Source organism: Rheinheimera pacifica, assembly GCF_900108485.1.
Taxonomy (GTDB): Bacteria; Pseudomonadota; Gammaproteobacteria; order Enterobacterales; family Alteromonadaceae; genus Alishewanella; species Alishewanella pacifica.
Genome location: NZ_FNXF01000010.1, coordinates 136,481 through 150,229 on the forward strand (window position 1 = coordinate 136,481; position 13,749 = coordinate 150,229).

9 protein-coding genes and 1 pseudogene are annotated in these 13,749 nt (G+C 44.6%); 4 read left to right on the plus strand and 6 right to left on the minus strand.

Annotated elements, in window-relative coordinates; translation table 11 throughout:
- The first annotated feature begins 321 nt into the window (after positions 1–321).
- The 3 genes and pseudogenes from BLW68_RS13600 to BLW68_RS21425 all read left to right on the plus strand — a co-directional run.
- A complete protein-coding gene (locus BLW68_RS13600; RefSeq protein WP_092794308.1) occupies positions 322–1,500 on the plus strand; it encodes a hypothetical protein in 1,179 nt (392 codons plus the stop codon).
- Positions 1,501–1,503: 3 nt separating this feature from the next.
- Positions 1,504–2,331, plus strand: coding sequence for a hypothetical protein (locus tag BLW68_RS13605; RefSeq protein WP_092794312.1), 828 nt, complete (start codon positions 1,504–1,506; stop codon positions 2,329–2,331).
- A 942-nt stretch (positions 2,332–3,273) separates the two neighbouring features.
- Positions 3,274–3,408 (plus strand): annotated as a pseudogene (locus BLW68_RS21425) (IS630 family transposase); the annotation flags it as partial.
- A gap of 64 nt (positions 3,409–3,472) precedes the next feature.
- Here the strand turns inward: BLW68_RS21425 and BLW68_RS13615 are convergent.
- A complete protein-coding gene (locus BLW68_RS13615; protein WP_177172244.1) occupies positions 3,473–4,210 on the minus strand; it encodes a thioesterase II family protein in 738 nt (245 codons plus the stop codon).
- A 327-nt stretch (positions 4,211–4,537) separates the two neighbouring features.
- Here BLW68_RS13615 and BLW68_RS13620 point away from each other — a divergent pair, with 327 nt between their 5' ends.
- Positions 4,538–5,041: an aspartyl/asparaginyl beta-hydroxylase domain-containing protein gene (locus tag BLW68_RS13620; RefSeq protein WP_177172245.1), complete on the plus strand. Its 504-nt coding sequence runs from the start codon at positions 4,538–4,540 to the stop codon at positions 5,039–5,041.
- A gap of 130 nt (positions 5,042–5,171) precedes the next feature.
- Here BLW68_RS13620 and BLW68_RS13625 read toward each other — a convergent pair.
- The 5 genes from BLW68_RS13625 to BLW68_RS13645 form a co-directional block, all read right to left on the minus strand.
- A protein-coding gene (locus tag BLW68_RS13625; protein ID WP_425438501.1) for an IS3 family transposase occupies positions 5,172–6,316 on the minus strand; the annotation gives its coding sequence in 2 pieces (ribosomal slippage) (positions 5,172–6,049 and positions 6,049–6,316; 1,146 coding nt in all).
- 113 nt (positions 6,317–6,429) lie between these two features.
- Positions 6,430–6,744: a helix-turn-helix domain-containing protein gene (locus tag BLW68_RS13630; RefSeq protein ID WP_218141371.1), complete on the minus strand. Its 315-nt coding sequence runs from the start codon at positions 6,742–6,744 to the stop codon at positions 6,430–6,432.
- Positions 6,745–6,824: 80 nt separating this feature from the next.
- The gene (locus tag BLW68_RS13635) at positions 6,825–7,889 is read right to left on the minus strand and encodes a TauD/TfdA family dioxygenase (protein ID WP_092794321.1); all 1,065 of its coding nucleotides are present in this window, start codon (positions 7,887–7,889) and stop codon (positions 6,825–6,827) included.
- 41 nt (positions 7,890–7,930) lie between these two features.
- Complete coding sequence (locus BLW68_RS13640) at positions 7,931–9,226, minus strand: N-succinylarginine dihydrolase (protein WP_092794327.1); 1,296 nt, start codon at positions 9,224–9,226, stop codon at positions 7,931–7,933.
- Positions 9,223–13,737 (minus strand): non-ribosomal peptide synthetase, encoded by a 4,515-nt coding sequence (locus tag BLW68_RS13645; RefSeq protein WP_092794332.1) that lies wholly within the window; start codon positions 13,735–13,737, stop codon positions 9,223–9,225. The genes BLW68_RS13640 and BLW68_RS13645 overlap by 4 nt, the downstream gene beginning before the upstream one ends.
- Between the last annotated feature and the right edge of the window lie 12 nt (positions 13,738–13,749).

Genomic DNA, 13,749 nt, shown 5'->3' on the forward strand with positions numbered 1-13,749 from the left:
GGCTTGATCCATTATTTGCACCTCCTTTTGACGACTTTTTGCCGAAATTTATCGCGGATAGATTATTTACCGGAGCTCAGCGCAAAATGTCGTCAAATATGACAGGTCATTGATCGAGTATTGGATCATTAGTACAAATTGATAATTTTGGCATTGATCGCATAGTTGCCGATTAAAGTGTCAAAATGTAGATAAGCTAAATCGAGTTATTCGTTGCCGAATAGCTGTGCTCTTAAAGCTCGAAACAGTTTGAAACTTATTTGTAAAATATATGTTTATATGGTAAGTTTTTACTCACAAATACACATAAGGAGCACACGGATGAGCTGGAGACATGCCGGTAAAGTTCAAGCATACAATCACGCTGGTTTAGATCAACAAGTAGCGCGGGAATATAATATTCGCCTACCTTCTCAGTTCGTAGTGAACCGATGGCAATTGACTCATCAGGCATTAATTATGCTAGCTAGTCTTAATGACTATGACCAACAACAAGTTATGAAAGAAATCGATTATGTCACCCGCTATCCCAGCACCACGTATTCAACAAAACATAGCTTGAACCCGTTCCGCCGCCTATACCGGTCACGTTATCCGTTTCGCAGTTATCACTATTTGGTGGAGTATAAAACCACAGGCTCAGGCCAAGTTGTAATCGATGATATTTATTTCGACCGCAGCCTGTATGGCGCGAAGCAAAATTGCGCAGCAGAACGGACTATGCTTTACAGCGTGAGGCGTACTTCACAGCATAATTATGATGGCGCGAAAGGACGTGGAGAGATCGAGGCCATACAGGGTGCCTGGCAGCTTGATGAACCCGTAACACGTATCAACACCGAACATGCAGCTGTTAATGGCATGCAAAACGAAGTTGAAAGGGCTGCCTGGTTATTGGGTGCCCATGCTCAGGCGGCATATTCAACTGATGGCATTAAAGGCTATACTTTATTCCATAACCCCAGTGACGGCTGGAAACTTGATTTAACCGAATGCCTGTTCGATAAACTCAGCCGCACAAAATCGCACAATGCTCAACACCTTGCTGCGGTTTTGGCTCAGGCCCAACAAACAGGTAAAGCCATTAAATGGGTTGCACACAGCCAAGGCGCAATTATATTTAACGCTGCCTTAGTACATTACCGCGCTAATTATGGTAGCCCGCTGACATCTCAACAGCTGGCCATTCATGGTAGTGGCGCAAATGTGACAAAGCTCAGTCAAATTGCAACGTCGCTTGGTGTTAAAGTGGTAGCCGTAAGAAACAACCCCTTCGACTTGGTGCCTAACCTTGCCGGTGGCAATGACTTATCTGCAAGTAGTTTATGCCGCAGTATTAAATTTTGTGGTTTAGTCTTCGGTAAAGACTCTGAGCCTGGAGTAAGCCCACACACTCTACCTTATTTGGGTATTGAAACTTACAAAGAGCAACTCCGCATGTTCGGCCAGCATAAAAGAGCTGCTCAGGTGCAGCGTTATATTGACAAACATACAGGTTAACAAATGCAACTGGTAAAATATTTATGGCAGGGGTTCGCAGGTGGTCCAGATTTTAGTCGGCAACAACAGCTGTCTTTTCAGCTGGACGAATTCCAACTTGACTTCACCCTGCCCTATTCAAATATCGCGTCCGAAGAGCCACCGCGCCGGCTAAATATCCCGTTTCGTACTAAAGGCTGGTTTGAAAAATATGCAAGGCAAAATATGCACAACTTCCAGGTTCACATTCATACCGAAGGTTGGTGTTATCTTTCTCCAATATTACGCGGCGAAAACAGTGAGCTTGGCGTCCTATGGTTGCAATTAGCACTTAATAAAGCCCCCGAGACGATAAACACGCAAAACCGGCAACAACTGGCGGACTATGTTATTGCTGCCTACGATGCACATTACAATTCTGACACCATAGGGCCCGAGGGTAATTGTCATGGCCTTGGCTGGAATACTCGGCAACAACAACGATTAAAACAAGAGGCTGAAGAGGCTGCTTTACGCGGCGCCACCGGCCGCCTAGATCGTCTGAAAGACGACTGTAGGTTACAAATAGAACGCTTCGGCTATGAAAGTCTGGCTCCAGCAAAAGTAATCTCAATAAACGGCTTTGACTGGGTATTTTATCAGGAACGAAGGGGGCAACATGCCACATACTCCGATGTATATTGCCTGCCTCTTGATAAGAATTATTACCTTAGCGTAAAGTTTACCCACAGAGTGGATATATCAAGTGAAAAAGCTTGGCAAAAACATGCAAAAAAAGCGCAGCAAGAAATCTTGAACACTCTCACCGTCTCGGTAAATGCCAAAAATTTACAACTGGCACAGCCTACCTGAAATGTTCAGGATGCTGTATACGGCAAAACCCAAAACATTTTGGTACCACAGATAGCACCACAGCAAGCTAGTACAGGCTGCAGAGCCTGTTATCACTGCTGGTTCGATTCCTGTTACGGCAGCCTGCATATTAGCGCCGTTCAATTCATTGACTATACCTAACCTAACCCAAGCAGATACCCAAAATTCCAAGGCCTGTTGTTACAATTAAAGTGGCTATCGCTAACCAAATGGCTATTTTTGCATTTTTATTCGCATGCTCAGCATTGACGTTCGATAAGTATGACAGATACCCAAAGTATGCCTCGGGTTTCAGGGACCAACGCCCTTGGTGAGACCAGCTGTTTCCTGCCGGATCTGTTAATTTAAACTTTGAATCAGGACCATTTGATTCCAAGCACACTTCTCGTAAAATTTCTGCAATTCTATAATCACCAATCCCATTTAGTTCTGAATCTCAGGATGCTTCAGTTACACTGAAGTTCACCCTCTTTTCGGCTTTTTTTAAAATGAAATGCACCATTCGAAGCACATCAGGCTGGGCTGTTACCGGCTTATTCTTTTTCATCTATTTTCTCTCTGAAAATGTTGTCAAATCTGACGGCCTATTGATCGAGTAAGGGATCATTAATACAAATTGATGGTTTTGGTATTGATCGCATACAGCTGTTTAAACGTGCTTAAGTAAGATGCAGCCTCATAAGTCCCACAGCATCTCACCAGTTTAGCTATTTCCGAACATATAGCTCCACGTGCCTGCAATAAAATCAGTTACCGCAAGTACTCTGTGTTTATCTGCAATTTATCCCTGCTTTTCTGGGGAACTGGTGTTTAAAAGCCTGTTAAACGGGTTTAATTTCGGTTTATCCCCGCATTCACGGGGAACGGTGTTGAAGCTGTTGAGCGTCATGTAACTAAGCCGTTCTAGAAGAGACGCTTACCTTGCACGCGACCATCACGCGCAATCACTCTTGCAAAACGATGGATGATTTACTGGAGCAGGTTGAACATTTTATGGATAACGCTGCTCCGTTTCCGGGAGGCGGTCATGGCTTGCAGCGGGTGTATCAGAGTTAGGATCAGTTATTTAGTTAGTTGTTTGAGGGGATTCCTCAAGCCACTTGTACAGATGTTTTTTATACTATGGTGCCAATATCGAATTTACTATCGACAGTAATGTTCCGGTATTTTTATTGATAAAGAAATGATCGCCAGCCATCAGGTGAATATCAAGTGTAGATTTAAAGCAGTCTCCCCAAGCTTCAAGCTCATGATATTTTATGTCAAAATCTTCAGTGCCACTAACCACACTTGCAGTACAAGGCAGCTTTGCATCAGAATCAATCTTCTGGCACGCCACTTTAAAATCAGCTCTGATCATGGGCAACATAAAACTCATTAGCTCCTTATTTTTCAGCAGTTCTTTTGATGTTCCGTTCATAAGCCTTAATTCTGAAATCAACTCATCATCAGGTAATGTATGAAGCATTTTCGGCTTTTTATTTGCTCCTGGAGCACCATGTGCTGACAAAATAAGTCGATCAGGTAAACGATTGCCTAATGTTTGCATTTTTAAACTTAATGCATACGCAATTCTCGCCCCCATACTATGTCCAAAGAATGCAAAGGGTATATCTTGTAAATTTTGCAGTTCGACCAAGATGCCATTGGTTAGCTTATCCATTTCATCTACCGGCGCCTCGTGAATTCGTTCTGCTCTTCCCGGTAACTGAATCGCTATAAGCTCTATATCGGCATCCAGCAGCTTAAGCCAGGCTGTGTATATTGCAGAACTTCCACCTGCATAAGGAAAACAAAACAGGCGCAATCTTGGATTCATCTTTGGGCGTAACACCTTCAACCAGTCATACTTTTTCATTACATTACTTCTCACTGATGCATGATAAATGAATAATTTGTTGGATAAGTATTTGTCTGGACCACTTAACCAGACCAACATGTCAAGCGCAATCCTAGTCCTATTCAATCAGTTGTAAACCTGAAATCCTAGCCTATTAAAATATTTTAATTAAAACAATAAGTTTTACTTAATTATCCATGCAGATCTTCCAGAACTTCACGACATATAAAAATTATTGACAGTATAGAGAAAAAGCTATAAAGATATAGTTTTTAAGTAAATTTACGAAATACCAAGTTATGTGTTGGAAAGTTGCACTGATTATAAAGACAACAAGGACAAATGATGAGTTTCAGAGATGTTAGTGAATATCCCTTCGTAGAGGTTTTTGAAGAAAACTGGGAAAAGATAAGGGATGAGTACCTTCGTATTAAAAATAAGATGATGGCATGGCCTGAAACCAACCTTTATAACAAAGGTTGGGAAAGCTTTGGTATCTACGATTTTCCTTACGGAAGAGAAGTGCCCTTTGCTGCGATGTGTAGCTTTACACGAGATTTGATTCGAGATCATATTCCCAACCACGGCGTTGCGGGCTTTTCCAGACTATCTGCCGGCACTGAACTTCAGCCACACGAAGGCTATCAGGGTAATTTTCTGAGAATGCATCTAGGCCTGATTATTCCAGAGGGGGATGTTGCCCTTCGCTCATTAGATGAAGTCAGACGTTGGGAAGAAGGTACGGTATTTATATTTGATGACCGACTTGAACATGAAGCATGGAATCGTACGGAAGAAGATAGGGTGATTTTATTGATTGACTTTGTCCCTGAAGACGAAGATTTCTAATCAACAACTGTTATATGTTTTCAGAGGGCTGCGCAACTACGCAGCCACTTTTTGACTAAGATTAGCTGTACTAGCTCAGACTTGATCTGTGTAATGGTCAACTAATTTTGGCCACATCTTTATAGCCAAGCTAATATCTGCGCTCGGTTTCGTTTGGGGCCAAACCACCGTTATAGTGATGTGGCCTGAGCTGGCTGTAATAGCCCAGCATATACTCCAGTATTTCACGCTCCGCCTGAGCAAAAGAGCCATAACCTGCCGTTGGCACCCATTCAGTCTTTAAACTTCTGAAGAAGCGCTCCATCGGGCTGTTATCCCAGCAGTTACCGCGTCGACTCATGCTTTGCGTTATCTGACAGCGCCAGAGTAATTGCCTGAACTTACGACTCGTGTAATGGCTGCCTTGGTCAGAGTGGAACATCACACCCTCAGGCCGACCCCGTGATTCAAACGCATGGCTTAGCGCTTTACATGTCAGCTCACTATCCGGTGAGAACGACATTGCCCAGCCCACCGGCTTTCTGGCAAATAAGTCCATCACAACAGCCAGATACGCCCAGCGGCTACCTGTCCAAATGTATGTCACATCGCCGCACCACACCTGATTAGGCTCCACCACAGCAAACTGCCGGTCAAGCAGGTTTGGAACGTCGACATGCTCAGCACCGCCCTTTTTATACGAATGCCGGGGCTGCTGACAGCTTTCTACATCCAGTAACCGCATGTATTTAGCCGCCAGATAGCGGCTGAGCTTCACACCTTGGGCAGTTGCCATTTCAGCGATGCTACGTGCCCCAGCAGAGCCACGGCTGGCGTTAAACAGCTCTTTTACTTTGCTCAGCTTCTGCACATGCTCAGGCTTAATGGCTGTCGGCCTTTGCTTCCAGTACTTAAAACTGCTGCGATGGACTCCAAAGACCTGACACAACCGTGTCACGGTGTAGCTCTGCTTGAGTTTCCCAATTATCTCGAATTGTTCAGGGAGTCCGACATCAAGAGAGCTGTAGCCTTTTTTAATATGTCCTTTTCTATTTCTAAATCCCTAATTTTCTTCTCTAACTCACGAATTCTTAATTGCTCTGGCGTCATCGGCGTGGCTTTAGGCCGAACACCGGCACGCTCTTCACGCAGCTGGCGAACCCACTTATCCATCGTCGATTTGCCAACATTCATTGCCTGGGCGGCTTTAGCAACGGAATAGCCCTGGTCAACGACTAACTGAGCACATTCGAGACGAAATTCCGGGCTGAATGTAGGTCTTGTTTTTTTGTTCATCATGTCACCTAATGTCATACGAGGTGGATCATAACACCTCTAATCAGGTGGCCAAATTTAGTGTGCCACTACACTGACAGTTACCAGTTTTTCACGGAGTCTGTCAGATTAGCCTAAATAACCGTTCCTAACTCTGATACACCCGCTGCAAGCCATGACCGCCTCCCGGGAATGGTGCTGCATGTTGGCGGTCGGCCTGTGCGTTGGTTTGTGAAACCATCAATTCCTGCTGCTTCGTACCACGTAATCCAGCGATTCACTGATGAGCGTCCAGCTTGCAATAGTCTGGCTACTTCAGCTTTAGCCTTACCTTTTAGTACCAGCAACACCGCAGTTGCTCTACGGCAAAGGTCTTTATCACGGGTTTTATGGATAATTTTCTTCAAACGGCGGGTTTCTGCGCCGTGCAAAGATGCTATCTTGTTCATACTCAATGCGGTTGTTGGTTGGTTTTGTTTGGCGACTGGTCTGATCGCGTAAACCGCATTGAGTTCCTCGTTTTGGTGATCTACTGTTTGGAACAGTTATTTAGTACAGGTTTAAAAACCGGTCTTCTTGTTCGATTGAAAAGATTTATTCTCGACTTTCTATCACCTTTGTACGGCGTTCTGCCGTGACTGGTAAGAATGTTGTCAGCGATGACGTAATCACCACTTTGCCAACTGAAAGATTCCTGATGAGCAACCATAAGGTCGCGAATATGATGTATGACCTCGTCAGGAATCACTGTTCCATCACCATATAATACATTAAAGGGCATACCTTCCAGACCAAACTGGGCGAGCATATTTTCACGGACCTGATCTGGCAATGCTGCAATATGCCAGAATGCAATATGGTTATACCAGGACTCTTCTCCAGTCAAAGGGTGTTCGACGATGGCCGCACGTGTCCAACTTGTTTTTACCGTTTCGCCATGCCACTCAAGGATAATATCTTCGGCTCGACAAAACTCTTCGACTTCCTCTTTGCTTCTATCCCAGAATGAATCTCTAAAATTTACTCCAAGGGTTTCATGAATATTTCTGACTAAACGCCATCCCTTTTCTTTAAAGGTTTTTCTGATCTCAGGATCCATTTTTGCAAGTATTATACGATTATCTACAAAGGGATTTTCTCCACCCTCCTCTGGTGCCTGGGCGCAAAAAAAGGAAACTTTTTCGGCATAATAGGCAGATTGAGAGTGGTCTGAATGAAAGAAAATAGATTCAGTCTTAGGTATTGTGGAAGCGACATACACATTCTCACGAACCTTGTGTCTTGGTGCCGTGTTTTCCCAAGCACTAGTCTCTTCTTTTTGCCAGGGAAGACTGGCGCTGATGGCAATACCATCTTCGTCCTTTTTGGTATCAAATCCGCGAAACAATACGACGCCGTGTTTGTGTACGAGCTCGTTCATCTTTTCCCCATTTTGTCCGATCCAATTGGGGAGATTTATTCCTTCTATCTCTGGTTCTATCACCATAACTAAGTTTGAATCTCCGTTTAAAGGACTAATCCTAACCAGGTCTTTTAGTCCGCTTCCGTTACTTTTTTGGCCTCTGGCACGTCGATTAACTTGTGGCTTGATCATAATGTTGGCTCCTTTAACAACCTATTGAAGTAAAATCTGAATTAATTGTGGTTCCAACCCAAAATCTGTTCCAATTTTGTGTAAACTGGCTGCAGGTTGCGTTGAAAAATTTCGGTCAACACATCTTCATAGGACAGTGACTCTCGATAAAATCGCGTCACTACTTCCTGCAAAGCCTCCAGTTTGTTTTGAGTCAGCAAGAATTGCGATGGGATAGCAGAAAATTGCTCCTGATTTAGCTGCACTCTCAATCGCAGACATGCCGGTCCGCCACCGTTTCTAAGACTGTCATCTAAATCTACATACATGGTTTTTATTTCTTTGCTATATGCTGTTTGGATACGGTCTAACTGAACCTGTACTTTTGCATCGTGTTGACAGCTTTTGCTCATTACCAACACAAGGCCGCCGTCTTTGCCTGAAATAAACTCTGAGTTAAAAAAATAAGTTTTCAGAGCGTGCTCCAGGCTAAACTCTTCCGCTTTGATTTCTACGCAACATATACCCTGAGCCATCAATTTTTCGATCAGCGATTCATGATCCTCATAAGCCTGTTGGTGAAAAACTAGTAAATCATGGGAGTTCATGGAAATGATATCGTTGTGAAATATCCCTCTGCTGATGGCCTCTTTTGACTGTTTTTGTAGCAGTACCTTGCTATCAGGCAAAGCATGGAGTTGACAGATGGCCTTTGACGCCCATAGAGTCTGTCTGCCCTGTACAAATTCTGGGTTATCTGGATCGTTGCTATAAACGAACACATTCAGTCCTCGATTTTCAGCCTCAACGTGAAAGCGCATATGATTTGCGGCCCCTTCATCACTAAACCTACTGTGACCGGGTAATGCCTGGTGCAAACAGAAAAATTTGTCATCGGAAAATAATCGGGCCAGTTTTGCATGGGTCTGACTGGCTTCAATAGATCTGTGATAATGACTGTTGAGGTTTGCGGTAGTGATATGGACTTTACCATCTTCACTATCTGCGCTAGGGGTTACTGTGGCGGCGTTGGCGGTCCATACCGAAGAGGCTGCTAGCAGCGACTCCAGATAACCGTTTGAAAATTTATCTGCACTGCTAATCATATGACTCATGTCGCCTGTAAAGCCACAGACTTCCAACGCCTGCATATCTGGTCTTCGGTGGGGCGGAAAGATAACCTGAGGCACCCCCTCATCCAACAATAACCGCATTCTTTGCAATGACAGCTGAGCAAACTTTAATGGATTCGCTACCAAGTGTTTGTTTTGTACCGACGCTACGTTGTCCTTTGACAATCCCGAGTACATGAATGTGGGACCCGGCAGTTCACTAATGTTTAGTTGCAAGTCACTCATTTTTTATATTCCTTGTTATTCAGCTGTTCGAAAATTGCAGCTGCCAATTCCTTGCTATGGGGTTTACGTAACATACTGTGATGATCACCAGACACTTCGGTGACCGATACCTTGTTTTCAACAGAACTTTGAATACGAGCTAGTAATGATTCTCTGTCAAAACCCGTGTATGGCCCGTCAGCACAGTGAATCAAGCTCACCTTCCCTTTCAATCTTGTCTCAGGCTGATACTGGTGCAACCATTGACTCTGCTTGCCGAAAACATACAAGTACCTTTGTAGAAGTGCATCGGAGTTTTCTTCGTCAACTAACTGTAACTTGACTAGCTTCTGTCTCACCAACTCATAAACAGTGTCGGATTCCTCATCAGCCGGGAAGTTATCAGCGAAACTCAGATTCCAGAGGTTGCTTAACTGAATGAGCTTTTTCTCCCTACTATCTATCAACGTCCGAGCCACAGGCGACAATACGCTATCAAGCAGAATGAGCTGCACTTCGCGGCCCCGACGCTCCAGACTCAACCCCATTTCGAAAATTACCGTGCCGCCGAAAGAGTGCCCAACGAGAATAACCTTGCCTTGGGGCTGATTTGACTCAACGGCGTGGACGAATTCATCTACTTGTTGCTGCAAACTCTCATATGGCTTCAGTTCATGATTCAGGCCTCGGTTGTCTAATAGGGTTAGTTGAACACTTTCTTTGAATTCTATTGCCAGTGGCAGCATGGTAACTGATATCCCACCTACGCCTGGAACCACATACAAGTGATGTTCACTGTCAGCAACATTATTCAATGCAGTCAATGGTTGCCAATCAGTGACATTTGCAACGTCATTGCGAGCAATTAACTGAGCCATGTCTCTCAATACAGGCAACTTGAATACATCCCTGACACTAAGTTTAACGGTAAAGCTGCTATTCACTTGGGTTACTAATTGCAAGATCAGTATAGAGTGGCCTCCAAGCTCAAAGAAGTTTGCTCTCATACTCAGTTTGTTGCTATCGATCTGAAGCAGGTCTGCCCATATTTCCACCAATTTTTGTTCCGTCTCTGTTTCAGGCTTCTGGTAGTCTTCCACTGATAACGATGCCTCAACGCTGGGTAACAGGCTGTAATTGAGCTTACCACTTGGCAGCAAAGGCCACTCTTCCAACCAAATATAAAAGCTAGGAAGCATATATTCGGGTAACTGAGACCTGAGAGATGCTTTGATAGTAGATTCCAACTCGTTATGTTCAGACGATGACAGCACGCTACTTTCACATTCAAGGTAGGCAACGATTTTCTGATTTTTCCCTTCCCCGTTAAGCTTAACTACTGCGCGATATATACCTTTACAAGATACAAGTTCGTTTTCTATTTCCCCAAGTTCAATTCGGTAACCGCGCAATTTTACCTGGTCATCTTTACGGCCCAGAAACTGTAAATTTCCATCACCCAAATAACGAACCGAATCACCCGTCCGATATAAGCGAGCACTGCTTCCCGGGAGCTCTTCACTGTACCAAGGGTTATCTATAAACCTCTGAGCCGTTAGCTCCGGTTTGTTAAGATAGCCTCTTGTAACACTTTTACCTCCAATAAATAACTCGCCCACCGCACCGTAAGGCGCTAGCTGGCCTTTACCATCCAGCACATACATTTGAGTATTGTTAAGCGGACGACCAATAGAAACTGGCATGTCCTTTTCGATAAATGACCATGAGGCATTGATGGTAGTTTCTGTGGGACCATAACAGTTCACAGTGCGTTTATTGCGCGCGTGAGTATAAGCATACATTCTTTGCGCCAGTTGTTCAGACAGATGTTCACCGCCTACTAAAAAGTGCACAGCCAGGGCATTATTCTTTTCAAGCGCATCAAGATAAGGCGGTACCAGCGCTGGTGTAACATTCAACACATCGATATTGTGTTCCTGCATTAAAGTAATAAGCTTGGTGACATCCGAGCTCTGAACATCTCCAGTCAGCACCACCGTATTTCCAGAACACAGTTTCAAAATGCCCTTTACAGATGCATCAAATGAGAAACTGCCATGCCACAGCCAGTTGCTTTGTAGAGCTCCCATTTGCCGCATCAGGATATTAAATGAGCTGTAAAAGTTGAGTACATTACGCTGTTCCACAAGAACACCTTTGGGTTTTCCGGTAGAGCCAGACGTGTATATAACATAGGCTGCGGCATCAGCATCATAACCACTTTCAGGTGTAACGTTTGCTACTGGGCGATCGGTATAAAGACTGGCGTCATCCAAGTTGTATACTTTGAGGCCATCAAACACTGGAGAGTTGACGCCGGAGTGAGTCAGAACCAGTTTAGCGCGACTGTCTTCAAGCATATAGCTCAAACGCCCATCCGGGTAAGCAGGATCCAGCGGCACATACGCGCCGCCGGCCTTCATGATTCCAAGAATTCCTACGACCATCTCGATGGTTCTATTAACATAAAGCGCCACGAGGGTATCTTTGCCAACTTGGTGCTCTTCCCTGAGGAAATTCGCCAGTTGGTTGGCTTTTCGATTTAACTCTTGGAAGCTAAGCTTTCGCTCCCCACAAATGAGAGCTATAGCATCAGGTTTGCACTCCACTTGCCGTTCGAATAACCCTTGAATACTCGTATCCGTTGCGCTTGCCACCACGGTGCTATTGAGTCCCTCTTGCAGCAGTGCTAACTCCTTTTCACTGGACAAGACAACATCTTCCAATTGGAGGGTATTAACGTTCTCAAGCGAAGCAAGCTGAATGAAACTATTACACAAATGCTCCTGCATTTGCTCAATATGTTCTTGAGTAAACAATGCGGTGTCGTACTGCCAGCCCACATGCAGATTATCTTCATTGAAACTAATATCTATACTTAGATCATATTTTGCTGTAACCGATTGTGGTGACTGCATTGTTAGTCTGACATCAGGCAACTCAAGCGGAACCTGCTGCATATCAACAACGTTTGAATACTCAGCATTATTAGAAAGCATGATTTGGAAAACAGGCGTATGAGCATTACTGCGAGTCACATTTAAGTGCTCAACCAGCTTTTCAAACGGTACGTCCTGATTATCCTGAGCTTCCATATGAGTTTGCTTCACATGAGACAGATAACTCAAAAAGTCTTCATGCTCAGTGTTTACTCGTAGAACCAATGTATTCACAAAACAGCCAATCAAAGGTGATAATTCATCGTTCAGGCGATTGGCCACTGGTGTTCCAATAATAATATCGGAATTATCACTGTGTTTAGCTAACACCAATGCCACCACCGCATGAGAAAGCATAAATGGTGTCAAACCGTTGCTTTGTGCCAATATTTTCAGTCCAGAGGACACTCCACGACCAAGTCGTCTGCTTACAAGGGCGCCGCGATGGCTTTGATATTCTGGTCTTTTAAAGTCCAGTGGAACATTATGAACAACAGGAAGGGCGCTTAACTGATTCTTCCAATAACTAAATTGGTGTTGAGTGATGACTCCTAGATACTGGTGTTGCCACATTGCATAATCTGCGTACTGAATATCCAGTGCAGGCAATACGCTGACATCCTCGCTTAGCCCCGAAGAATAAAGTGTAACAAACTCACGCATCATGACCTGCACAGACCAACCGTCAGACGCAATGTGGTGCATATTCACAACTAAAGTGCCTTTAGTCGAACTGACTTTCAGATAGTTCACCCGTACCATCAAGTCGTTTGTCAGATCGAATGGCGTGCCAGCTTCGGTAACCAGAAAGCTTTTGATCTGTGCGCTTTGTTCTGCATCTGTCAGTAGACTAAAATCGGTTACTGTCAGGTTGATAGCAAAATTATTCTTTACAATTTGTACCGGCCCCTGAATAGAGTCGGAATATACCGTGCGCAGGATTGCATGACGTCCAACGATGCGTTGCATGCAATTTTGAGCAAGGGTTATATCGAACTGCCCATCAACTTCAAAAGCTGCAGGAATATTGTATTCACTGCTGCCGCCTTGTAGACGATCTATAAACCAAAATCGCTGCTGAGCAAATGATGTAGGAATCAAGCCATTCTCAGGACGTGGCAAGCTGATAACGGCAGGACGATTGACACCTGCATTGGCATTTTCCAGAGCAAAGGCTTGTTCGCGAATTGTAGGCAACTCAAATACCGAACGAAGCGCTAACTTGCGCCCAAACGCTTCCCGAATTGCATTCACCAAACGCACCGCCAGCAAGGAATGGCCTCCCAGCGCAAAGAAGCTGATGCTAACGCTGATATCCTCAGCCTCACGGCCCAGCAACACCGCCCATACCCGGGTGAGCATCACCTCAGTGGCCGTCTCCGGCGCTTCATAGGTGCCGGTGAAACGGGTTTCTGTTGGCTCTGGCAGCGCCTTGCGGTCTAGCTTACCGTTTACGGATACCGGCCAACTGTCCACCCAGACAAAAACTGACGGCACCATGTAATCAGGCAGTTGTTGCAGCAGACGATTGCGAATGGCCGCTTCCTGATTCACTTTACTCTCTTCAGCTGCATCGCCTTCCAGATAGCCCACCAGTTGTTTCTG